A 21,526-nucleotide genomic window follows, 5' to 3' on the forward strand; every position below is an offset into this window, starting at 1 on the left:
AATGTCAGATAGTCTTGTGAATACAGATGCTGAGGATGTTCTGTCGTCGATCAAACGTTTGGTCAACGAAGATGGGCGCGAGGAATCGGAGTTTATCTTCATTCCGACGCCTCCGGCACGAAAACCGGGCAGGCTGGTTCTGACCGATGCATTGCGCATTGGTGATGAACCGATGCCCGAAGAAAAACCCACGCCATTGAAGCTGACCATTGAGGACAGCGCAGAAACCACCACACCAGCAGAAGCCGCAAACGCGTCGGTAAGCCCTAAAGAACCGATGCGTTTGCAGCCTTGCGACGCTATTCAGTCAGAGGCAGCCGCGCCATCGACCGAAGCGACAACAACAAAGCAGGCAGTTTCCGAAGACGGCAATGTTGGCCCGGAACGTGGTGACGCCAAACGGGATCTGGCCGGTAGTCTGAGCGCAAAGATTGAAGCGTTGGAAGCAGCAATTGCCCGTACCGAAGATCAGTGGGAACCGGACGGCGAAAGCAATGACGATTACTCCGGTACCCGGATGCGGTCCATGAACTGGTCAGTCCACGGCGGGTTTGACGAGTCGGAAGAGACTGAAAATGACGCGGCCGATTCTGCGGGGGAGTCTCGTTTGACCTTTATTCGCCATTCCGACAAGGCAGAGGCCGCACCTTCTGAGAATGAGGATGCGCAATCTTCCGCCGAATTCCCCGATGAAGAAGCTTTGCGCGAATTCGTGGCGCAGGTCGTGCGGGAGGAACTGCAAGGTGCTTTGGGGGAACGGATCACACGGAACCTGCGCAAAATGGTTCGGCGCGAAATCTACCGGGCAATGATGGCCCAGAAAGTAGAGTAGACTCACTTCCGACCGGGCGTCTGGGCCAGCGACAGCAACAGGTCCAGATCCATGTTCCGTTCCAGGTGATCGGCCAGTGCATCCAATACCTGATCGACACCGTCTTCATATGCGATCTCGGAATTGACGCCAAGCTTTGACAGATAGCTGGATCGAAACGCGTCGGATGTGAAAATACCGTGCAGATAGCTGCCACGGATGCGCCCGTTGGCACTGGCCGCGCCTTCAGGGCGCCCTTCGATTTGCAACCATGCGCGAGCGCAATCGGGACCTTCAGTGCGCCCCATGTGGATTTCGTAACCGCTGACAGGTTCACCGCCGGGAAGGGCCATAGCCGTGCGTAGAGTGACCTGTTTCTGACCTGCCATGACGGTTTCCACATCCAGCAGTCCCAGACCTTCAACCGAACCGGGGCGCCCGTCGACACCGTCCGGGTCCGAGATGGTTTTGCCCAACATCTGGTAACCGCCGCACAGCCCCAATACGTGGCCCCCGCGACGCACATGGGCGTACAAATCCACATCCCACCCCTGCGCGCGGAAATACGTCAGATCACCGATCGTCGACTTGCTGCCAGGTAACAGAACCAGATCCGCATCACCAGGCAGGGCACGTCCGGCCGGTACGATCTCGACCGTCACGCCGGGTTCGGCTGACAGAGGATCGAGATCGTCGAAATTGGCCATCCGCTCCAACTGAGGCACCACCACTTTGCAGGCGCCGCCGGTATGCGAGCGGATATCCATCATATCCTCAGCAGGCAGCCTCCACGCGTCCTGAAACCACGGAACTACACCAAGGCAAGGCCAGCCGGTCCGCGCGGCGATGTCGTCGCGTCCCTCATCGAACAGAGAGACATCACCCTTGAACCGATTGACCGCAAAACCACGGATCATCTCAATGTCGCCGTCTTCCAACACCGCCTTTGTGCCAACGATCTGAGCAATCACGCCGCCCCGGTGGATGTCACCGACCAGAACGACAGGTACGCCGGCGGCGCAGGCGAAGCCCATATTGGCGATATCTCCCTTACGCAGGTTGGTCTCGGCCGGGCTGCCTGCGCCTTCGATCAGAACCAGATCGGCATCGGCACAAAGCCGGTCAAAGCTCTGCATCGCAGCATCCAGCAACTTGGATTTGTCCCTGCGATAGTCCCCCGCTTTCATCGTACCGGCGCGCTGGCCTTGCACGATAATCTGAGCGCCGGTGTCAGTTTCCGGCTTCAGCAGGATTGGATTCATGTCCGTATGCGTTGGACGATTGGCCGCGCGAGCCTGCAAGGCCTGCGCCCGACCGATTTCGCCGCCGTTTTCGGTGACGGCGGCATTGTTCGACATGTTCTGCGGTTTGAACGGTGCAACGCGTAAACCGCGGCGGGTATAGGCGCGTGCAAGCCCGGCCACCAAAACCGATTTTCCGACGTTGCTGCCGGTGCCCTGAATCATGATGGACCGAACCATGGCCTGTCTCCTATGCTGACGCGCAGATGACCCGATTTGCGGGCAAAGGAAAAGCCCCTGATGAACACGCCCGCGCATCTTTTGATCGGTGCAGCCGCCTTTGCCCGCCCGGCCAGGGGACGCATGCTTGCAGCGGCACTGCTGGGGTCGTTGATACCCGACCTGTCCCTTTATCTGCTGGCGGGTGTCTCGCTTTTCGTTCTGAATATCCCCGAACAGGTGGTGTTCGGTGAGCTCTATTTTTCTCCGGCCTGGCAGACGGTTTTTGCCATCGACAATTCGTTTGTCCTGTGGGGTCTTTCTCTCGGAATCGCTCTGTTCAGCGGATCGCGGGTATGGATCGCGGTGACTGGGTCAGGGTTTTTGCATCTGACGATGGATTTCCTGCTGCACGCAGGCGATGGCAGACCGCAATTCTGGCCTTTCAGTGGTTGGGTTTTTCACAGCCCGGTCAGCTACTGGGATAGCTCTCATCACGCGCTGTTGGTCGCGCCAATGGGCGTCCTGGTCTGCTCGGGTTCATACCTGATCTTGTGGAGGCGCGGGATTGCGCTGTGGGCAAAGCTTTTCTTTGCCGCATTGTTGGTGGCCGAGCTTTGGGTGGCGCGACAATGGTTATTGTACTTCTGAAGCTGTTGGGCAAAAGAAAAACGCGCCCCGAAGGCAGGAGCGCGTTTTTTCATAAGAAGTCGCCTTGTATCAGGCGGCTTCGGCCTGCTGAGCGGCGTTGCGACGCTCGCTTTCTTCGCGCGACAATGCCACCGAGGTACGCACTCCACGACCAACGAATTCCATCAATCCGCTGACAACCCGTTCGTTCGGGTCGATACCTGCGCAGGACAACACTTCACGACCGTCGCGCGATCGTGCCCAGCGGGCGATCTGTTCCGGGCCGTTGCCATACTTCTTGTCATCGGCAATAGCGTCATCAAGTGCAGCCAACACAACGGCCGCGAAAAGTTTGCGTGCACGATTGCCCTGTTCGTTATTAAAGGCAGTGCCGTCAACGAAATCTCTCATCTCGTCTTCCTTGTTGTTCTTGCTCTTGCATTTTCGGCGTGACGGTCCTTATGACCTATTAGGTGCGATTCGGATACACCTAAAATGCATAGTTGCGTTGCGTCATTTGCATAGCTTGCTGCAAGTGCAGCACTAGGTCTCGTTGTCTTGTCAGGTGTGGTCACGCCAGATATAGGGACGCCAACTGACGCATCAACCGTTTGTGAAGGATTTATGTAATGCCCAAGATAAATGGGAACGAAATTCGCCCCGGCAATGTGCTTGAGCATAACGACGGGCTGTGGGCGGCGGTCAAAGTGGACCACGTAAAGCCCGGAAAAGGCGGCGCATTTGCCCAGGTCGAACTGCGCAACCTGCGCAACGGATCCAAGCTGAACGAACGTTTCCGCTCGGCTGACAAGGTTGAGCGCGTTCGCCTGGAACAGAAGGATCAGCAGTTCCTGTACGAATCTGACGGTATGCTGGTCTTCATGGATACTGAAACCTACGAACAGATCGAACTGCCTGCGGATCTTCTGGGCGAACGCCGCCCGTTTCTGCAGGACGGCATGACAATTGTGGTCGAATTCTACGAAAGTGAAGCGCTGAATGCGACGCTGCCGCAGAAAGTGACCTGCAAGATCGTCGAGACCGAGCCGGTGATCAAAGGGCAAACCGCCGCGAATTCGTTCAAGCCAGCGGTACTGGACAACGGAGTTAAGGTCATGGTGCCGCCGTTCATCGGTCAGGACGAAATGATCGTGGTGAACACCGAAACCATGGAATATTCCGAACGCGCATAGGTTCTGGCGCTAAGGCAACAAAGACCGTGACAGCCATGCTGCGCGGTCTTTTTTCATGTCCTGCGCCGTGGGCGGCGATAGCGGGCAGGGTCGGGGCCGAACAATTCCAGCATCAACTCGAACTTAATCCGATTTGCGCTGACCTGCCGGTAAAAGGCGATCAGAAATGCGGTCGGACCCTGTATACGGCTGAGTCCGCTGGTGGCGGCCACCACCGTTCCGACGTCGGTTCTGCCTTCAAGCACCAGCCAGCCGCCCAGCATCAGAACACCCACTGTTCCGGCACCGTTGATCACGCTGAGCAGGAATTTGGCCGACAGTTTCCAGATGAACATCCTGCGGCGGGTTTCGTAGATTTCGTCAAACAGGGCGTCGATGTCCCGTGCCACCGCGTCGATATCCTCGGTTGTCAGGCGATCGGTTGAGTTGCGAAGAATGCGGACACGTTCGGCGACAAACACGTTCACTTTGCGCTGAGACACCAGGACGATGATGATCTGTGGAACGATCATCGAAAACGCGATCAGGCCCAATCCGGGTTGCGTCGATGAGATGTAGCCGATCACGCTGATCAGCGTTCCGATTTGCACGACGGGATCGGAAAAGGCGCCACCGGCGAATTTGCCCAGCTCTTCTGCTTCGGCAGAGATTGCGGTGGTCATTGTGCCTTTGCGGAATGGCTGGCCCTCGTCGTTCAGGTCCGACGTGCGAACCAGCAGGCGTTGGCGGATCATGCGGATCAAATCCTCGCCCAGAGTTCCTGCGCGGTAGCCCAGCACCCATTTCAACGCGAGGCTCAGCAGGATCACGGACATCATTCCCCCGCCCAGATATAACAATCGTTCTGTATCGACATCGTCTGTAGTGAGGTGATTGATGATGTCGCGTTGAAACTCCAGCGGCACAGCGGCAAGTGCCGCGACGGCCAAGGATAGCAGGATGAGTATGATTTGCCGCCCGGCGCTGGCGCGCCAGATCGCCGTGTACAGGCGAAACATGCTCGATTTCCCTCACGATACCATTCTATTCAGTGATACCGCGCCGTCCGGCAGGTTCAAATGCGCTGGAAGTTGAATGGGCAGGGGCGTGCCGCTGAGGCAACAAGTGTCAGTCCGTCAGTCGCAGGTTTGCGCTGCCAGCCTGCATATCCCCGCGGGCGCGATCCAGGCGCAAATAGGCGATAGCCTTTCCGTTGGATTGCGTGAACAGCGTTCCGGCCGGTTTTCCATCTGACAGGATTTCCGTCCCGACCGGAGCCTCCCCGGACACCTCCACCGTGCGAAGGCCTTTGCGCAACTCGGTCTTGTGCTTCATGCGGGCAGTGACTTCTTGTCCGACATAACAGCCTTTTTTGAAATCCAGACCGTTCAGAGCCTCAAACCCGGATTCCAGGATGTAGCTGTCCGATGTCAGTTCGATACCGCTTTCCGGGATGCAGTGGCGCACGCGGATGGCATCCCAATCGGTTCCGTCTTCAGATTCTTGCGCAGATGAGTAGGCGCGCCAACCCATATCCGGATGCCGGGGGTCGGGCAGGGCGCCCTCCGGGGCATCGCCCGTGCCGCGCTGCAGGTTCAGGTCGGTATCCTCAATCGACACGTCCGCGCGCAACTTGTACATCGACAGGCGTTTGGCCAGTCCATCTGCAAGTTCATCCGCTACATCCAGCAGGACCGCGTCACCGTCGCGCTTCAGAAAGAAATCGGCCAGATATTTGCCCTGAGGCGTCAGCAGTGCCGCGTAAACCAGCCCGTTTTCAAGCCTCTGGACATCGTTGGTGATCAGCCCCTGCAGAAAGCTGTCCGTGTCCGTCCCGGTCAGGCGCAAAATGCGGCGATTGGGCATGGGTGGATCCTCGTCATTTGGTCTGGCTCCGTGATATAGGAGATCTCGCTGCCATGACCAGAGGGTAACAGACGTGTCCGCACCGATCAGTGTTGTAATCCCGACCCTGAATGCATCCGCTGATCTGCCCAGAACCCTGCTGTCGTTGATGGAGGGCTTGCATGCCGGCATGATCCGCGAACTGATTATTTCTGATGGCGGATCAGATGATGCGACGCTTGAGATCGCCGAAGAGGCCGGGGCCCGGATGTTTGCAGGCGACCCCTCGCGTGGTGGACAGTTGCGACGGGGCTGTGCGGCGGCCAAAGGGGAATGGATACTGATCCTACACGCAGACACGGACCTGCAACCGGGTTGGAGTGAGGTTGTCGGCGAACATCTCGAGACGCGTTCTCCGGCTGCCTTTAGGCTTCGCTTCCGTGTGGGCGGTTTTGGTGCCAGATGGGTTGCAGGCTGGGCAAATCTGCGCAGCAGGGTGTTTGGATTGCCTTACGGGGATCAGGGGTTGCTGGTCCTGCAAGAGGATTACCGGTCAGTTGGCGGCTATCCGGATCAGCCTCTGATGGAAGATGTGGCGCTGGTCCGGGCGTTGCCGCGTGCGGCCCTTCTGAAGACCGTCGCCGTTACGAGTGCGGAACGCTATACTCGTCAGGGCTGGATACGCCGGGGGGCGCGGAATCTTTGGACTCTGACACGCTATTATCTGGGGGCTGATCCGGAGAGGCTGGCGCGGGCTTATCGACGCTGAAGGTGCTGCGCAATTCGACAATCGACTTTCCCAGACGGAAAGGGGCTGCAAAACTGACGAGGCACAGCGCGATGATCTGCAACACCAGAATATGCGCGTTGGCCTGCAGATACTCCCATTCATCCTTGAGCTTGCCGACCTGCTCAATCAGATCGTCATAGCTCTGGGCGAGGATCAGATAATCCCCGGCGATAGCGGGTACTTTGCGGCGCATGTTGTCTATGGCCGTCTGTGTGGCGTCATCAAGCGAGGTGAAAACCAGAAACTGTTCGATGTCGAAGGCGTCGGCCTTTGCGGCCATATCGCGAGCCTCGTCCATTTCGTCCTTGGCTTGGCGTCCGAACAGAAACTGCAAGCCCTGCAAAGGCGCAACCTCGTTGGTTACGGCGATGAACAGGGGCAAATCCGCGTTACTGGCGGTCGAAGCGGAAAGGAACTCGACCTTGTCACATAATACGGCTGTATCGGGGTCAAATGCCGGATCACAGAACCGCAGCCTGAACCGCGCAGCGTCGCGGTCAAATGCCAAGGTTGCGGCATAGGCCACATCGATCTGGCGATCCAGCCGGGAACTGTCCGACGTGTAGAGGCCCGCCAGCACGGCCACAAGGGCACCGACACCACCAAGAACAACCCAAACCAGATCGGCCAGTTTCCAGGCCCGGTGCCCGGCCGGTTTGCGGAACAGAAATCCGGTTCCGACGAAACCGATCAGAAAGAAGACGATCAGCAGCAGCAATTGGTTCTCGGTAACAAAAGTCATGGCCCGAGTGTAAGAGCTGCGCGCAGGCTGGCAACAGGGCTCACGCGCTGTTGTAGTTTATCAGGGGTTCACGACCCTGAGCTTTGACCAAATTTGCGAAACAGTTTGGTCCGGTCGAAAGCCTGTTCCAGCTCGTCCGTGCGATCCTTGACGCTGTCCCACAGACGCCCCTGCATTTCGGCGATGACGCATTCCAACAGAACCAGCAGGGAAGCCATCGAATCCCACGCGGAAGGCACTGCAATGCGGGCCGCAAACGTGTGTTTCGCCAGTCGGTGGATCGGGGATCGCCACTGGTCCGTCAACAGGACGACCTCGGCCTTGCGCTCGTGACACAGTTGTCCGATCAGCAGGGTGGTGTTTTCATAACGACGGACATCCAGGGCCACCAATACATCGCCTTCGCGGACTTCCAGCAAATCATGGGTCCAGGACGCAGCGTCCGCCAGCAGTTTCACATCCGGACGGATCATCTGCAGATGAAGGTACAGATATCGGGCAAGCGTTCCGGTGATGCGTCCGCCGGTGATAAATACACGCCGTTTCGGATCGCAGAGCAGACGGCAGAAACTGTCGAACTCTTCCGGGTCAACCTCGTCGATCGACCGTCTCTGGTTTTCCAGCGCCTGGCGGGAATAGCGGTTCAGGATGTGTTCTTCCGGCAGGTCGTTCTGCCAAACGTCGCGCTTGGCTTCGGGCCCAGAGATCATCTCTTTGACCTCGCCCCGCACCGCTGCCTGAAACTGCGGATACCCCTCGAAGCCGGTTTTCTGCAACATGCGTGCAACCGTGGTAGTCGAGACCGAAGCCACACTGGCCAGCTCGGTTATGCTGCCCAGACCCGCCATTGGGTAATCGTCCAGCAGCACGTTTACCAATTGCCGCTCTGACGGTGTCATTTTTTCCCGATGCGACAGGAGTTTTTCAGTTACCCGCACAAGGATCCTCCGTTGGTTGCAGTCCGTTTATGTGAAATTTTTGACGCTGCAATCAAGTCTGGAGAAATTTGTACAGGAAAATTATTGACAGGTGAATGGCGAATGTAGAGATTTTTCCGCATGGAATCGCAGGACAGCAAAACCGACTTTGGACCGGTCGTTCACAAAACGCAGGCCGAGGGCAGGCCCTCGGTTCTTGTAGTTTGCGAACATGCCTCCAATCGGGTGCCAGAGTTTCTTGGGAATATGGGTTTGGCCGAAGCTGCTTTGCACAGCCATATTGCCTGGGACCCGGGTGCGTTACCGGTGGCGCGGGCACTTGCGGACCAGATGTCGGCATCCCTGGTTTACGGCGGCGTGTCGCGTCTGGTTTATGACTGCAACCGCCCGCCGGAAGCTGCGGATGCCATGCCGGCGCGCAGTGAAGATGTAGAAATACCGGCCAACGCCAATCTGACGCCTGAAAAACGGGCAGAGCGGGTCGCCCAGGTTTACACGCCATTTGCGGCGGCTCTGTCGAACGAAATCGCCACGCATCGCGAAACACTGGACCTGATGGTCACCGTACATAGCTTCACCCCGGTTTATCGCGGTGAAAACCGTAGTGTTGAGCTGGGTCTGTTGCATGGCGCGGACAGTCGTTTTGCCGAAACGATGATGACAATGGCGCCGACGGATCTGCCCTATGTCACGCGGTTGAATGAACCATATTCTGCTGCGGATGGTGTCGCCCATACGCTGGATGTTCAGGCTGGCCCCAGCGGGTTGCTAAACGTGATGATCGAAATCCGGAATGATCTGATCCGCACACCGGAACAACAGCGGGGAATGGCGGATTGGCTCGCTCCCTGGATCGAACGAACCCTGGCGGCACTACGCGAAAGGGGGCTGGCATGATCAGGATGATGGCCGGATACGTACGCGTGGTGGACGCTATCAACTACCGGATTGGCCGTGTCATGATGTGGGGCCTGTTCGTCATGATGGGCATCCTGTTGTGGTCCTCGATCTCGAAGACCTTCTTTTTGCCGTCGCTCTGGACGCTGGAAATGGCGCAGTTCGCTATGGTCACCTACTACATCGTAGGAGGGCCGTATTCGATCCAGCTGGGCTCGAACGTGCGGATGGACCTGTTCTATCACAACTGGAGCCCGCGCAAGAAAGCGTGGTTCGACGCCTTCACGGTGATCCTTCTTATCCTTTACCTTGCCGTGCTTTTCTACGGAGGGTTGGGGTCGACCGCCTACAGCCTTGGCTACTGGGGCGATGCGCCGATTTCGTATTTCACCGGGCTGATAACGGGTACCGAGGAAATCGGTCGGCTTGAGCGTTCATCAACGGCGTGGCGCCCCTACATCTGGCCGATAAAGGCGATCATGGTATTCGGCTTCTTCCTGATGTTGCTGCAGGCGATATCGGAATTTTTCAAAGACATAGCCCGGATCAACGGGCAAGAAATCGGGGTCCGTCGGGCATGAGCCAGGAATTTATTGCCATCTTCATGTTCGCATTGATGATGCTGATGCTGTTCACAGGTCAGCGTGTCTTTGGTGCGATCGGTGCTGTGGCTACGATTGCAGCGCTGGCCTTGTGGGGCACGGGTGGGCAGGACATCACGTTCTCGGCCGCGATGAAGCTGATGAAATGGTACCCTCTGCTGACTCTGCCGATGTTTATTTTCATGGGCTATGTGCTGTCTGAAAGCCGGCTGGCGGATGACCTTTACCGGATGTTCCATGTCTGGATGGGGCCGGTGAATGGTGGGCTGGCGATTGGAACCATCGGATTGATGGTTCTGGTGTCGGCCATGAACGGCCTCAGCGTGGCGGGCATGGCCATCGGCGCGACGATTGCGCTGCCGGAACTGCTGCGGCGTGGCTACGACAAGACCATGGTGACAGGTGTCATTCAGGCGGGGTCCAGTCTGGGAATCCTCGTCCCACCGTCTGTCGTGCTGGTTCTGTACGCCATGATCGCGCGTCAACCGGTAGGGCAGCTATGGCTGGCCGGTATCCTTCCGGGGTTGCTGATGGCCGGTTTGTTCATTCTGTACATCTGGATCAGATGCCGCATTCAGCCGCATCTCGGCCCCGCAATGGAAGACGCGCACGAAGTGCCACGTGCTGAGAAGATCAGGTTACTTGGGGCCGGGGCGCTGCCGTTGATCATCTTCGCGGCAATGATGGTGCCTTTTGTCAACGGCTGGACCTCGCTGGTCGAAAGCTCGGCCATTGGGGCGCTGACGGCGCTGGTTGTCTCGGTCATCAAACGTCGGATGACGTGGAAAATATTCGAAGACTGCACAAAACAGACGCTGGCGATTTCCTGCATGTTCATGTGGATTATCCTCGCCGCGCTGGGCTTCGGAGCCGTCTTTGACGGGCTGGGTGCGGTGAAGGCCATCGACAACCTGTTTACCGAACAGTTGGGTCTTTCCCCCTGGATGATCCTGATCCTGATGCAGCTCAGCTTCATCGTTATGGGGACATTCCTTGACGACACGGCAATGCTGGTCATTGTGGCCCCACTTTATGTTCCGTTGGTCGGTGCGTTGGGATTTGATCTGATCTGGTACGGCGTGCTGTACACGATCACCACCCAGATCGCCTATATGACACCGCCCTTCGGCTACAACCTGTTCCTGATGCGCGCGATGGCGCCACCCGAGATCAGCCTGAGGGACATCTACCGCTCGATCTTTCCCTTTGTCGCGGTGATGGTTCTGGCATTGGTGATCATCATGGTATTCCCGGAAATCGCCCTGTGGCTGCCCGGTTACATTTACGGAAATTAACAAGAAGGCCCACCAAAACGGGCACGCAAACTTAAAACGGAGAGGAATTAGACATGACGACAAGACGTAAGTTTCTGAAAACCGCCGGTGTTGGCGTTGCGGCCGCACCTCTGGCAGCGCCGGCCTTGGCGCAGAACACGATTACGTGGCGTATGCAAACTTATGCGGGGCCGGCACTGGCCGAACACGTGATTGATCCAGCCATCAAAATGTTCAACCAGATCGCAGGCGACCGCATGCAGATCGAGCTTTTCTATGCCGACCAGTTGGTACCCACCGGAGAGCTTTTCCGTGCCATGCAGAAAGGCACCATCGATGCGGTTCAGTCGGACGACGACTCCATGGCCTCTCCGACCGAAGTTACGGTGTTTGGCGGATACTTCCCCTTTGCGTCGCGCTACTCGCTGGATGTGCCCGTTCTGTTCAACCAGTACGGTTTGAACGAGATCTGGGATGAGGAATATTCCAAGGTCGGCGTCAAACATATCAGCGCAGGCGCCTGGGATCCCTGCCACTTTGCCACCAAGGACCCGATCAACTCGCTGGCCGATCTTCAGGGCAAACGCATCTTCACCTTCCCCACCGCGGGCCGGTTCCTCAGCCAGTTCGGCGTGGTTCCCGTCACCCTGCCTTGGGAAGATATCGAAGTCGCGGTGCAGACCGGCGAACTGGACGGTATCGCATGGTCCGGCATCACCGAGGATTACACCGTCGGCTGGGCGGACGTGACCAATTACTTCCTGACCAACAACGTCTCGGGTGCATGGGCCGGTCACTTCTTTGCCAACATGGATCGCTGGAACGAACTGCCCGAGGATCTGCAGACCCTCTTTAAAGTGTGTTGCGATCAGTCGCACTACTATCGCCAATGGTGGTATTGGGGCGGTGAAGCCAGCCTGCGGGTCAACGGCGACAAGCTGAAACTGACGACGATCCCGGATGAGGAATGGGCGCAAGTCGAACAGGCTGCCGTGAAGTTCTGGGACGAGATCGCGGCCGAAAGCCCAACCAAGGCGAAGGTGGTCGATATCTTCAAGAAATACAACGAAGTCATGCAACAGGCCGGACGGCCTTACCGCTACGGCTAAGAAACGCGCAATCCCGACGCGAGGCTTCCGGCTCGCGTCGGGATTGGACAACAGGAACCAACGCCTCTTATGCTGATGATCTCTCAGAAAGCAAAAACCAAAGCCCGGAAGCTCTTATGCGCTTCCCGGGTTTTCGAGGTGTAGATAGATGGCCATCGCAAGTTTCTTGATCGAAATTTTTGCAGCGACCATGTTGTTGCTCTTTGCCGTGCGATTGGTGCGCACCGGGATCGAGCGGCGGTTTGGCGCCTTGTTTCAATCTATCCTGACGCAGCACTCCAACAGCTATGTCGCAGGTGGTGCCGGGATGGTACTGGCCGCGATCCTGCAAAGCTCGGCTGCGGTCGCGGTGTTGCTGACCGGATTTGCCGCCGCAGGGATGGTCAGCTTCGGAATGGCTCTGGCGGGCGTTCTGGGGGCCGATGTCGGCTCGGCGCTGGTCATCCAGGTCTTGTCATACGATCTGGGCTGGCTGCAGCCGGTGTTGTTGGGGCTGGGCGGCTGGTTGTATCTCAAGTCGGACCGGGCGAACGTGCGCCTGATGGGGCGGATCATCGTGGGGATCGCGTTCATCCTGATTTCGCTGCAGTTTCTGCGCGATGCGGTTGAACCCATCCGCGAAAGCGCCTTTTTGCCCGCAATCGCGGACTATCTCGAAAGCGACTACCTCAGCGCCTTCATCGTTGGTGCGGTTCTGGCCTTTGTCATGCACAGCTCGGTCGCGACGATCCTGATGTGCGTCACACTTGTCCAGATCGGAGCAATCCCGTTTGCGGCCGGGCTTTCATTGGTTCTCGGAGCCAATCTGGGTTCGGCATTCATTCCGATGTGGCTGACGCGAGATATGACGATCCCGGCCAAACGCATACCGCTGGCCAACCTGGTCCTGCGCGGCAGTGCCGCTTTGCTGGTGCTACTCGCCGTCAACCTGACGGGTGCAGAACAGATGCTGATGGTGGCCAGCGCTGGGCAGTCTCTGATCCTGGCTCACATCGGTTTCAACTTTGCGGTCTTTCTTCTGGCCACCGGCTTTGTCACATGGATGGAACGACCCATGTCGTTGATCCTGCCTGAACAGAAGGTCGAGAAAAATTCGCTTGATCAGTTTTCGGGCGCCCTCAGCCCGCTAGACGACCCCACTGCCTCGGGTGCCAGTGTCGCGATGTCGTCGGTACGCCACGAATTGCTGCAGATGGTTACGCAGGTCGAACGGATGTTCCGACCCGTTCTGGATATCTACGAAAAAGATGACAGTGATGCCATCTCGGCCCTTTGGCAGCAGGACGAGAGGGTCAATGCGCAACTGACCGAGATTCGCCGGTATGTCGCCCGGATGCCACGCCAGAACATGAGCAAGGCACAAATCAAGACTGCACGCGGGCTGGTGGAATATGCCATCCGTCTGGAAGCGGCGGGCGATGTGGTTTCGAACAACATGACTCGCATGGCCCAGATCAAGCACACGGACCGTACCGAGTTTTCAGCGCAGGGCTGGAAAGAGTTGAAAGATCTGCACGACAGGATACTCGACAGCTTTTCGTTGGCCCGACATGTTCTGCTGGTTGACGATGTGGACTGCGCCCGGAGGTTGGTGCTGGACAAGGCCGAAGTCAAACGATTGTCACGCAACAGTCGCAAAGCGCATCTCAAGCGCCTGGAGCGCGGCCAGACCGAGAGTTTTCAGTCCAGCGATCTGCATTTGGAAACGCTGCGTGCCATGCGGGATCTGCACGGGCACGTGGCGGCAATAGCTTATCCGATCCTGTATCGGAGCGGACAGGTACTGGAAACTCGTCTGGTTATGGAGTTGGAACAAGAAGCGGCCGAAGATTGACGGTGAACAGGGAAAACCGAGACCGGGATAGCTCGGGTGAAAAGGGATGAATGCGATGGGCAAGGACGCAGTGCTGGCCGATTTGAAGGCCAAAATTGATGCCGGATTGGTTGATACGGTATTGGTCTGCATGGTCGATATGCAGGGGCGCTTGATGGGCAAGCGGTTTCATGCAGGCCATTTTGTGGCAGGCGCGTGGGAGGAGACGCATTGTTGTAATTATCTGCTGGCGACGGATCTGGAGATGGGAACGCCCGACGGCTATGCCTCGACCAGTTGGGAGCGGGGTTATGGTGATTATGTCATGAAGCCCGATCTGAGCACGTTGCGTCCGGTGCCCTGGCTTGAGGGCACGGTGATGGTGATGTGCGACGTGCTGGATCACCACACGCATAAGGAAGTGCCGCATGCGCCCCGGTCCATACTGAAACGCCAGGTCAACCGCCTGAAAGCCATGGGCTATGAGGCGATGTGCGCGACCGAGCTGGAGTTTTTCCTGTTCGAAAAGAGTTTTGACCAGATCCGCAAGGAGGGGTTCCGCGATCTGGAGCCGATTTCGGGCTATAACGAGGACTACCACATCCTGCAGACCACCAAGGAAGAGCATGTGATGCGGCCGATCCGCAATCATCTGTGGGATGCGGGGATTCCGGTCGAGAACTCGAAGGGGGAGGCCGAGACCGGGCAGGAAGAGCTGAACATCAAGTATGCGCCGGCTATGGATACGGCCGAGTATCACTCGATCGCCAAGAACGCGGTGAAAGAGATTGCCTGGCAGCACGGCCATGCTGCGACCTTCCTGCCGAAATGGCACCATGACAAGGTGGGAAGTTCCAGCCATGTGCATCAGTCTCTCTGGGCCGATGGTCAGCCCGCGTTTTATGACGCAGAGGATGAGCTGGGCATGTCGGCGCTGATGAAAAGCTACATGGCGGGGCTGCTGAAATACGCCGCCGATTACACCTATTTCATGGCGCCTTACATCAACAGCTATAAGCGCTTCATGAAGGGCACCTTTGCGCCGACGCGGATCATCTGGTCGGTGGACAACAGGACTGCGGGGTTCCGCCTGTGCGGAGATGGCACCATGGCGGTGCGGGTGGAGTGCCGGATTCCGGGTTCGGACATGAACCCCTATCTGGCGATGGCCGGGATGCTGGCGGCCGGGATAGCTGGGATCGAAGAAAAGCTTGAACTGCAGCCGCCCACTAAAGGCGATGTCTACCAAGGCGATACTGGGATGATCCCCGGCAACCTGCGCGCGGCACGGGATGCGTTGCACGGGTCAGAGATGCTGCGCGCGGCCCTAGGCGATGAGGTTGTCGATCACTATACCCGTGCGGCCGAGGTCGAGATCGAAGAGTTTGAGCGCGTGGTGACGGATTGGGAAGTGGCCCGCGGCTTCGAGCGGGCTTGAGGAGGCGGGAGCGAGGGGCCAGCCCCTCGCGCTCCCCGGGATATTTTTGGCCAGATGAAGCAGGGATCCTGTTTTCTTTGAAGATGGAGTGGACATGGGGCAGGTGTTGAAATGCATCTCGCCGATTGACGGATCGGTTTATGCGGAACGTGAGGTTTTGTCTCGGGATGAGGCCTTCGCGGCGGCTGAACGGGCGGGGGCGGCGCAGGCGAATTGGGCGGCGCGCCCATTGCGGGAGCGAATTGATCTTGTGATGGCGGGTGTGGCCGCGGTTGGCGCGATGAATGACGAGATCGTGCCGGAACTGGCCCATATGATGGGTCGGCCGGTGCGTTATGGCGGTGAGTTTGGCGGCTTCAACGAGCGCGCCAGCCACATGGCCGAGATTGCGGAAGGCGCACTGGCCGATATCGTGGTGGGTGAGGACTCGACCTTCAAACGCTACATCAAGCGCATCCCGCATGGGGTGGTGTTTGTGGTGGCGCCCTGGAACTACCCCTACATGACGGCGATCAACACGGTGGCGCCGGCGCTGATCGCGGGCAACACGGTGATCCTGAAACATGCCACGCAGACCCTGCTGGCGGGCGAGCGCATGGCGCGGGCCTTCCATGCGGCCGGTGTTCCGGAAGACGTGTTCCGGAACGTGTTCCTGAGCCATGACGTGACCAATGACCTGATCGCGGGCAACGCGTTCGACTTCGTGAACTTCACCGGCTCGGTCGGCGGCGGTCAGGCGATGGAACGCGCGGCGGCGGGCACTTTCACCGGTGTCGGAACCGAGTTGGGCGGCAAGGACCCGGGCTATGTGATGGAGGATGCCGATCTGGATGCGGCGGTTGATACGCTGATCGACGGGGCGATGTTCAACGCGGGCCAGTGCTGCTGCGGGATCGAGCGGATCTATGTGCATGAGAGCCTCTACGATGACTTCGTCGCCAGGGCGGTCGAGATCGTGAAGGGCTATAAGCTGGGCAATCCACTGGAGGCGGGGACCGCCATGGGCCCGATGGCCAATGTGCGCTTTGCCGACGAGGTGCGGGCGCAGATTGCCGAGGCTGTCGAGGCGGGGGCCGTGACCCATATCGACACCTTCCCCGAGGATGATGGCGGCGCCTATCTGACGCCGCAGATTCTGACAGGCGTCACCCATGACATGCGGGTGATGCGGGACGAGAGCTTTGGTCCGGTGGTCGGCATCATGAAAGTGTCCTCGGATGACGAGGCGATTGCGTTGATGAATGACAGCGAATTTGGCCTGACCGCCTCGCTCTGGACCCGCGACGTGGATCGCGCGGCGCGGGTGGGTGACGCCATCGAGACCGGCACCGTGTTCCTGAACCGCGCCGATTACCTGGACCCCGGCCTGTGCTGGACCGGTTGCAAGAATACCGGGCGGGGCGGCGGTCTGTCGGTCATCGGCTATCACAACCTGACACGTCCAAAGTCGTATCACCTGAAAAAGGTGACTGGCTGAGGATACCCGCCCGTCCCGTTCTCCTCCCTCGCCGGGACGGGCCCGAACATTGAGAGAAAGTAAGACATGAGCCTTGTTGGAAACTGGTCTTATCCGACCGCAATCAAATTCGGCGCCGGTCGTATCCGGGAACTGCCCGACGCCTGTGTGGCTGCCGGGATGAAAAGACCCTTGCTGGTCACGGACAAGGGGCTGGCCGATCTGCCGATCACCACCGCGACGCTGGATATCATGGAGGCCGCCGGTCTGGGCCGCGGCCTGTTCAGTGACGTGGATCCGAACCCCAACGAACGGAACCTCGATGCAGGCGTCGCGGCCTATAACGCGGGCGGCCATGACGGGGTAATCGCCTTTGGCGGCGGCTCGGGGCTGGACCTGGGCAAGATGGTGGCCTTCATGGCCGGCCAGACGCGGCCGGTCTGGGATTTTGAGGATATCGGCGACTGGTGGACCCGCGCTGATGCCGACGCCATCGCGCCGATCATCGCGGTGCCGACCACGGCCGGAACCGGGTCCGAAGTCGGCCGCGCCAGCGTCATCACCAATTCCGAGACCGATGCCAAGAAGATCATCTTCCACCCCAAGGTGCTGCCAACGGTGGTGATTTGCGACCCGGAACTGACCGTGGGGATGCCGAAGTTCATTACCGCCGGCACCGGTCTGGATGCGTTCGCCCATTGCGTCGAGGCGTTTTCCAGCCCGCATTACCACCCGATGAGCCAGGGCATCGCGCTGGAGGGGATGCGCCTGGTCATGGAATACCTGCCGCGCGCCTATGCCGACGGCGCCGATATCGAGGCCCGCGCCCAGATGATGAGCGCCGCAGCTATGGGCGCCACTGCCTTCCAGAAGGGCCTCGGCGCCATCCACGCCATGAGCCACCCCGTCGGCGCACACTTCAACACCCATCACGGCACAACCAACGCCGTCTGCATGCCCGCCGTGCTGGAGTTCAACGCCCCGGCCATCGCCGACCGCTTCCGGTCCGCCGCTGCCTATCTGGGCATCGACGGCGGCTTCGATGGCTTCCGCGCCTTCGTGCAGGAGTTCAACGACAGCCTCGGCATCCCCCGCAAACTGTCCGATCTGGGCGTCGCCGAGGCCGCAATCCCCGACCTCGTCCAGGGCGCAATCATCGATCCCTCATGCGGCGGAAACCCAATCGAACTCAACCAAAACAACCTCACAATCCTGTTCAAAGCCGCATTGTGATCTCATTCGCAGTATGCAAGTAACGCGACCGGCCCGCCCTGCGGGCCGGTTTTCCCTTCAAGAGAGGCTTGGAAGTGACCCTGTTTGTCATTGCCATCATTTTGACGGCAGCGTTGCTGCATGCGGTGTGGAACGCGATTGTAAAAACCGCAGCCGACCGGACGACCACTCTGGGGCTGGTTGCGCTGGGTCAGGTCATTCCGGCAACGGCCATGATCCTGCTTCTACCGCTGCCCAGTGCCGAGAGCTTTCCCTACATCCTGATCTCAACTGTGGTTCACTTCGGTTATTATTACATGTTGGGCAAGGCTTATCAGCATGGAGACCTCAGCGTCGTTTACCCCATCGCCCGTGGCGTTGTGCCCGCTTTGGTGTCTTTGTGGGCCATGGCGCTGGTCGGCGAAGTGCTGCCTTTGCAGGCCTGGGGCGGGATCGCGTTGATTGCGTTGGGTATTCAGCTTAGCAGCTGGAAAGCGTTGCGGTCTGGTGTGGGGCTGTGGGCCTTTGGATTCGCACTTGGTACCGGGTTCTGTATTTCGATCTACTCGGTTGTAGACGGTATTGGTGTACGGATCTCCGGCAACACGCTCAGCTACTGGGCGTGGGGGGCGTTTCTGCACCTGTTCATTGCAGGGTTCATCGGTATCCGGAAGAGGAACACCCTGGCCGCGCTTCCTGCCAAAGCGTGGATAGTGGGCATTCTGGGCGGTTTGGTGTCGATGACGGCCTACGGCCTCGTGCTTTATGCCAAGAACTTCGCCCCGTTGGGCGCGGTCTCGGCGCTCAGGGAAACATCGGTCATTTTTGCGGCGCTCATCGGGTTCGTTTTCCTGAAAGAGGGCTACTGGGTGCGACGGTTGGGTGCCGCCGTATTGATGGCGGTTGGCGTCGCCCTGATCGGCATGGCTGTGTGAAACCAGCGGCCTTGCCGCTTGCGCCGTTCGTCTCGCATAGTGGATGCGACAGATGAAGGAGCGTATTTCATGACCAAAGAGATTGTTCTGATCCACGGGGCCTTTGCCGGACCTTGGTGCATGGAGGATTATGCGACGTTTTTCCGCGACCGGGGCTGGACGGTGCACACGCCTGCACTGCGCTATCATGACAGAGACCCCAAGGCGGAACCCGATCCGGGTCTGACTGACACCAGCGTTCTGGATTATGCCGACGACATCGCGGAATTCGTGCAGGGGCTGGACAGCAAACCGGTCATCCTCGGCCACGCTATTGCAGGCGTGGTGGCGCAGCAGGTGGCCTCACGCGGGTTGGCCAGAGCCATCGTTCTGATCAACCCGAACGCGCCGTGGGGCACGCTGCCCGAAACTGACGACGAACGGGCCATTCCCCGGGCGCTGATGGAGGGCGGGGCGTTCTGGAAACAGCCGATGCGGGTCGAGTTCGACCTGATGGCCCCCTTCGCGCTCAACAAAATGCCCGAGTCGCAACAACATGAGGTGTTCGACCGGTTGGGGGCCGAAAGCGGGCGGGTGATGTTCGAGATGTTCTTTTGGATGTTCGACGACAATCACGCGATGAAGGTCGATATCGACAAGGTCGACTGTCCGGTGCTGGTCGTCTCGGGCACCGAGGACCGGGCGGTGAACCCCAACACCTGCCGCGCGTTGGCAAAACTCTACGGAGACCGCGCGACTTTCATGCCCGTGGAAGAGCACGCGCATTTCCTGTTCATGGAGCCCGGCTGGGAAGGCCCGGCCGGACAGATCGCGGACTGGTTAGATCAGAAGGTGGGCTAAGGCCGCCAACCGGGGTCAGTTATTGGTCGAGAAGGTGCTCTGCGGCTTCCATTTCAGGGTGCCGTCACTGTCGCGATGACAACGTAACAGGCGTTCTTGTATCGTGCGGACCGTCTCGGTGACCGTGTTGTCACCGGTCAGCAGGACAAATGAATCTTCAGAATAAGCCATGCCTTCGTAATAGCAGAACCGAGACTCTGCGCCGTCCGGAATGGGCGATGCGGTGCTGAGCATCTGCTGCGCGGGGGCTTGTGCGGCCAGCAAGGCAAAGGCCAGCCCGAGGGTTAGTGTTTTCATGTCGTCCTCCCGTTCGAAATCTGTTGTTGGTCTAATTGGGTCTTGGACGCTCGGAACCTCAAATGTCGTTCTTGAATGACGGATTGAGAGTAAGTGTGAACGAGATCAACGGGTTAGGCAAGGGGGGTGTTTAGGAAAACGGTTTTGCAAGTTTGTCGCGATTTGACCCAAGCACCATTCAAATCACTTTGTTGACACCTGGATTCTCAAAGAAGGGAAAAACAAAGTCGTCCTGATTTAGTAAGTCAGGAGTAGACCGCTTGCCTTAAGATACTCACGCATCTCTTTTAGATCGACTAGGTCTTCGAGTTCATGGAAGTCTTCTTCATCTATGGAGTAGTGCTCCTGAAAGCAATCGGAAAAGTACTTCTTGTAGTCCTTCGCGACCATTGCGGAGCGTAACAACCCGAGCATTGTTTGATCGTATGGAAAGTAGACTGAGTCTGGCAAATTTAGAAGAAGGCCTTCCAGATCTACGGTATTTTTGACGCCAAAGTGCTTTAATTCTGAAATAACTTCATTAATCAATTCAGGGCTAGACTCAAAAAAATCTTCATCTAAGTCGTCTTCTGGCCCAACTTTACGTACCACGGCTTCAATGGACAGCCTTGAAAGCGGGTCATGTTTTGTCTCCGGGCTGCTACTCGAAATTTTCTCTTTGTAAGTCTTCGCTTCTGCGGCAATGTTTGAAAGCTCTCGGTCCAACAATTCTAGAGTACCAGAAATAACCATCAGACGTCTTTGAAGTGCCTGTGGGAGCGCTTTGGTAGACTTGTAGTTTTGACCGTGTTCAATTTCTGCCCAAGCATGCTCGAGCGCAGTTCTAACTTGGATTTCGAACGCCAAATCGCAAATACCATCGTATTCTGGTAGTTTTCTCCGATCCTCGCCTAGCTTGCAGACTAAGTGGAGCGATCGATACCCAACCAAATTAACTTTGTCGAAAATTCGCTTGTTTATGCTGTTGTCTTCGTCAATCTCAAAGCTAGCACGCAAGAGTTTTTCTACTGTCGAAACTTCGGTTTCTAAATACACTACAACTCTAAAACCGACGATATCCGTCATTTCGTCATGTGGAGCGACGTAGCGCTTCCGGCGCGCTTTCGCTAGCGCACCGTCATGGTCCTTTACTCTTGACTGGATGGGAAGATGCTTTACCCCAGCTTTTGATATTTCACTTGAGATTATTCCAAAAGCGCTTGTCCTCAATCTTTCAAAGTCGTTTTTTCTAGAATTCAGATAGTTTTGAAATTCTTTACTCACGA

General features: G+C 57.9%; 21 protein-coding genes and 1 pseudogene. 14 read left to right on the forward strand and 8 right to left on the reverse strand.

Features of this window, described 5'->3' with window-relative positions:
• Position 1 precedes the first annotated feature (1 nt).
• Positions 2 to 832 carry a hypothetical protein gene (locus AC2TEL_RS00375; protein ID WP_480901368.1) on the forward strand — a complete coding sequence of 277 codons (831 nt, stop codon included), beginning with the start codon at positions 2 to 4 and terminating at the stop codon, positions 830 to 832.
• A 2-nt stretch (positions 833 to 834) separates the two neighbouring features.
• Here AC2TEL_RS00375 and AC2TEL_RS00380 read toward each other — a convergent pair whose 3' ends face one another.
• Positions 835 to 2,292 carry a cobyric acid synthase gene (locus AC2TEL_RS00380; RefSeq protein ID WP_480901369.1) on the reverse strand — a complete coding sequence of 486 codons (1,458 nt, stop codon included), beginning with the start codon at positions 2,290 to 2,292 and terminating at the stop codon, positions 835 to 837.
• 60 nt (positions 2,293 to 2,352) lie between these two features.
• On the opposite strand from AC2TEL_RS00380, the gene AC2TEL_RS00385 reads away from it, so the two are divergent.
• The gene (locus AC2TEL_RS00385; protein WP_480901370.1) at positions 2,353 to 2,922 is read left to right on the forward strand and encodes a cobalamin biosynthesis protein CobQ; all 570 of its coding nucleotides are present in this window, start codon (positions 2,353 to 2,355) and stop codon (positions 2,920 to 2,922) included.
• A 69-nt stretch (positions 2,923 to 2,991) separates the two neighbouring features.
• On the opposite strand, the gene AC2TEL_RS00390 is transcribed toward AC2TEL_RS00385, so the two are convergent.
• Positions 2,992 to 3,312 (reverse strand): DUF6280 family protein, encoded by a 321-nt coding sequence (locus tag AC2TEL_RS00390; RefSeq protein ID WP_037310273.1) that lies wholly within the window; start codon positions 3,310 to 3,312, stop codon positions 2,992 to 2,994.
• A 218-nt stretch (positions 3,313 to 3,530) separates the two neighbouring features.
• On the opposite strand from AC2TEL_RS00390, the gene efp reads away from it, so the two are divergent.
• Positions 3,531 to 4,094, forward strand: coding sequence for an elongation factor P (efp, locus tag AC2TEL_RS00395; protein WP_480901371.1), 564 nt, complete (start codon positions 3,531 to 3,533; stop codon positions 4,092 to 4,094).
• A gap of 53 nt (positions 4,095 to 4,147) precedes the next feature.
• Here the strand turns inward: efp and AC2TEL_RS00400 are convergent, their stop codons facing one another.
• Positions 4,148 to 5,092, reverse strand: a complete 945-nt coding sequence (locus tag AC2TEL_RS00400; RefSeq protein WP_480901372.1) for an ABC transporter transmembrane domain-containing protein — start codon at positions 5,090 to 5,092, stop codon at positions 4,148 to 4,150.
• Positions 5,093 to 5,201: 109 nt separating this feature from the next.
• The gene (ygfZ, locus tag AC2TEL_RS00405; protein WP_480901373.1) at positions 5,202 to 5,939 is read right to left on the reverse strand and encodes a CAF17-like 4Fe-4S cluster assembly/insertion protein YgfZ; all 738 of its coding nucleotides are present in this window, start codon (positions 5,937 to 5,939) and stop codon (positions 5,202 to 5,204) included.
• Between the two features lie 73 nt (positions 5,940 to 6,012).
• Here ygfZ and AC2TEL_RS00410 point away from each other — a divergent pair, with 73 nt between their 5' ends.
• Entirely contained in the window at positions 6,013 to 6,687 is a 675-nt protein-coding gene (locus AC2TEL_RS00410; RefSeq protein WP_480901374.1) for a TIGR04283 family arsenosugar biosynthesis glycosyltransferase, read from the forward strand.
• Positions 6,688 to 6,694: 7 nt separating this feature from the next.
• On the opposite strand, the pseudogene AC2TEL_RS00415 reads toward AC2TEL_RS00410, so the two are convergent.
• Positions 6,695 to 7,450 (reverse strand): annotated as a pseudogene (locus tag AC2TEL_RS00415) (hypothetical protein); the annotation flags it as partial.
• A gap of 68 nt (positions 7,451 to 7,518) precedes the next feature.
• Positions 7,519 to 8,388, reverse strand: coding sequence for a MurR/RpiR family transcriptional regulator (locus AC2TEL_RS00420; protein ID WP_480861904.1), 870 nt, complete (start codon positions 8,386 to 8,388; stop codon positions 7,519 to 7,521).
• 120 nt (positions 8,389 to 8,508) lie between these two features.
• Between AC2TEL_RS00420 and AC2TEL_RS00425 the strand changes: the two genes are divergently transcribed.
• The 10 genes from AC2TEL_RS00425 (at position 8,509) to AC2TEL_RS00470 (ending at position 19,964) form a co-directional block, all read left to right on the forward strand.
• A complete protein-coding gene (locus tag AC2TEL_RS00425; RefSeq protein ID WP_480861903.1) occupies positions 8,509 to 9,285 on the forward strand; it encodes an N-formylglutamate amidohydrolase in 777 nt (258 codons plus the stop codon).
• Positions 9,282 to 9,866, forward strand: a complete 585-nt coding sequence (locus tag AC2TEL_RS00430) for a TRAP transporter small permease subunit (protein ID WP_480861902.1) — start codon at positions 9,282 to 9,284, stop codon at positions 9,864 to 9,866. Before AC2TEL_RS00425 ends, AC2TEL_RS00430 begins: the two co-directional genes overlap by 4 nt.
• Complete coding sequence (locus tag AC2TEL_RS00435) at positions 9,863 to 11,182, forward strand: TRAP transporter large permease (RefSeq protein WP_480842511.1); 1,320 nt, start codon at positions 9,863 to 9,865, stop codon at positions 11,180 to 11,182. The genes AC2TEL_RS00430 and AC2TEL_RS00435 overlap by 4 nt, the downstream gene beginning before the upstream one ends.
• Positions 11,183 to 11,235: 53 nt before the next feature.
• Entirely contained in the window at positions 11,236 to 12,270 is a 1,035-nt protein-coding gene (locus tag AC2TEL_RS00440) for a TRAP transporter substrate-binding protein (RefSeq protein WP_480842509.1), read from the forward strand.
• Positions 12,271 to 12,418: 148 nt separating this feature from the next.
• Positions 12,419 to 14,104, forward strand: coding sequence for a Na/Pi cotransporter family protein (locus AC2TEL_RS00445; RefSeq protein ID WP_480901376.1), 1,686 nt, complete (start codon positions 12,419 to 12,421; stop codon positions 14,102 to 14,104).
• A 55-nt stretch (positions 14,105 to 14,159) separates the two neighbouring features.
• Positions 14,160 to 15,521 (forward strand): glutamine synthetase family protein, encoded by a 1,362-nt coding sequence (locus AC2TEL_RS00450; protein WP_480901377.1) that lies wholly within the window; start codon positions 14,160 to 14,162, stop codon positions 15,519 to 15,521.
• A gap of 94 nt (positions 15,522 to 15,615) precedes the next feature.
• Entirely contained in the window at positions 15,616 to 16,998 is a 1,383-nt protein-coding gene (locus AC2TEL_RS00455; RefSeq protein WP_480901379.1) for an aldehyde dehydrogenase family protein, read from the forward strand.
• Positions 16,999 to 17,064: 66 nt separating this feature from the next.
• Positions 17,065 to 18,210: an iron-containing alcohol dehydrogenase gene (locus AC2TEL_RS00460; RefSeq protein ID WP_480901381.1), complete on the forward strand. Its 1,146-nt coding sequence runs from the start codon at positions 17,065 to 17,067 to the stop codon at positions 18,208 to 18,210.
• A 74-nt stretch (positions 18,211 to 18,284) separates the two neighbouring features.
• The gene (locus AC2TEL_RS00465) at positions 18,285 to 19,124 is read left to right on the forward strand and encodes an EamA family transporter (RefSeq protein WP_480901383.1); all 840 of its coding nucleotides are present in this window, start codon (positions 18,285 to 18,287) and stop codon (positions 19,122 to 19,124) included.
• Between the two features lie 69 nt (positions 19,125 to 19,193).
• On the forward strand, positions 19,194 to 19,964 hold the full coding sequence (locus AC2TEL_RS00470; RefSeq protein WP_480901385.1) for an alpha/beta hydrolase: 771 nt from the start codon (positions 19,194 to 19,196) through the stop codon (positions 19,962 to 19,964).
• Positions 19,965 to 19,979: 15 nt separating this feature from the next.
• Here the strand turns inward: AC2TEL_RS00470 and AC2TEL_RS00475 are convergent, their stop codons facing one another.
• Both AC2TEL_RS00475 and AC2TEL_RS00480 read right to left on the reverse strand, forming a co-directional pair.
• Positions 19,980 to 20,261: a hypothetical protein gene (locus AC2TEL_RS00475; RefSeq protein ID WP_480842495.1), complete on the reverse strand. Its 282-nt coding sequence runs from the start codon at positions 20,259 to 20,261 to the stop codon at positions 19,980 to 19,982.
• Between the two features lie 237 nt (positions 20,262 to 20,498).
• Entirely contained in the window at positions 20,499 to 21,524 is a 1,026-nt protein-coding gene (locus AC2TEL_RS00480) for a GTP pyrophosphokinase (protein WP_480901387.1), read from the reverse strand.
• Between the last annotated feature and the right edge of the window lie 2 nt (positions 21,525 to 21,526).

The organism is Ruegeria sp. HKCCD9138, assembly GCF_057220975.1.

What these genes read in the sequence shown, in the direction of transcription:
- AC2TEL_RS00450 (WP_480901377.1), top strand. Translation starts at nt 14,160, where the DNA reads ATGGGCAAGGACGCAGTGCTGGCCGATTTGAAGGCCAAAATTGATGCC.
- AC2TEL_RS00455 (WP_480901379.1), top strand. Translation starts at nt 15,616, where the DNA reads ATGGGGCAGGTGTTGAAATGCATCTCGCCGATTGACGGATCGGTTTAT.
- efp (WP_480901371.1), top strand. Translation starts at nt 3,531, where the DNA reads ATGCCCAAGATAAATGGGAACGAAATTCGCCCCGGCAATGTGCTTGAG.
- AC2TEL_RS00375 (WP_480901368.1), top strand. Translation starts at nt 2, where the DNA reads ATGTCAGATAGTCTTGTGAATACAGATGCTGAGGATGTTCTGTCGTCG.
- AC2TEL_RS00425 (WP_480861903.1), top strand. Translation starts at nt 8,509, where the DNA reads ATGGAATCGCAGGACAGCAAAACCGACTTTGGACCGGTCGTTCACAAA.
- AC2TEL_RS00445 (WP_480901376.1), top strand. Translation starts at nt 12,419, where the DNA reads ATGGCCATCGCAAGTTTCTTGATCGAAATTTTTGCAGCGACCATGTTG.
- ygfZ (WP_480901373.1), bottom strand. Translation starts at nt 5,939, where the DNA reads ATGCCCAATCGCCGCATTTTGCGCCTGACCGGGACGGACACGGACAGC.
- AC2TEL_RS00430 (WP_480861902.1), top strand. Translation starts at nt 9,282, where the DNA reads ATGATCAGGATGATGGCCGGATACGTACGCGTGGTGGACGCTATCAAC.
- AC2TEL_RS00470 (WP_480901385.1), top strand. Translation starts at nt 19,194, where the DNA reads ATGACCAAAGAGATTGTTCTGATCCACGGGGCCTTTGCCGGACCTTGG.
- AC2TEL_RS00400 (WP_480901372.1), bottom strand. Translation starts at nt 5,092, where the DNA reads ATGTTTCGCCTGTACACGGCGATCTGGCGCGCCAGCGCCGGGCGGCAA.
- AC2TEL_RS00460 (WP_480901381.1), top strand. Translation starts at nt 17,065, where the DNA reads ATGAGCCTTGTTGGAAACTGGTCTTATCCGACCGCAATCAAATTCGGC.
- AC2TEL_RS00385 (WP_480901370.1), top strand. Translation starts at nt 2,353, where the DNA reads ATGAACACGCCCGCGCATCTTTTGATCGGTGCAGCCGCCTTTGCCCGC.
- AC2TEL_RS00380 (WP_480901369.1), bottom strand. Translation starts at nt 2,292, where the DNA reads ATGGTTCGGTCCATCATGATTCAGGGCACCGGCAGCAACGTCGGAAAA.
- AC2TEL_RS00440 (WP_480842509.1), top strand. Translation starts at nt 11,236, where the DNA reads ATGACGACAAGACGTAAGTTTCTGAAAACCGCCGGTGTTGGCGTTGCG.
- AC2TEL_RS00435 (WP_480842511.1), top strand. Translation starts at nt 9,863, where the DNA reads ATGAGCCAGGAATTTATTGCCATCTTCATGTTCGCATTGATGATGCTG.
- AC2TEL_RS00475 (WP_480842495.1), bottom strand. Translation starts at nt 20,261, where the DNA reads ATGAAAACACTAACCCTCGGGCTGGCCTTTGCCTTGCTGGCCGCACAA.
- AC2TEL_RS00390 (WP_037310273.1), bottom strand. Translation starts at nt 3,312, where the DNA reads ATGAGAGATTTCGTTGACGGCACTGCCTTTAATAACGAACAGGGCAAT.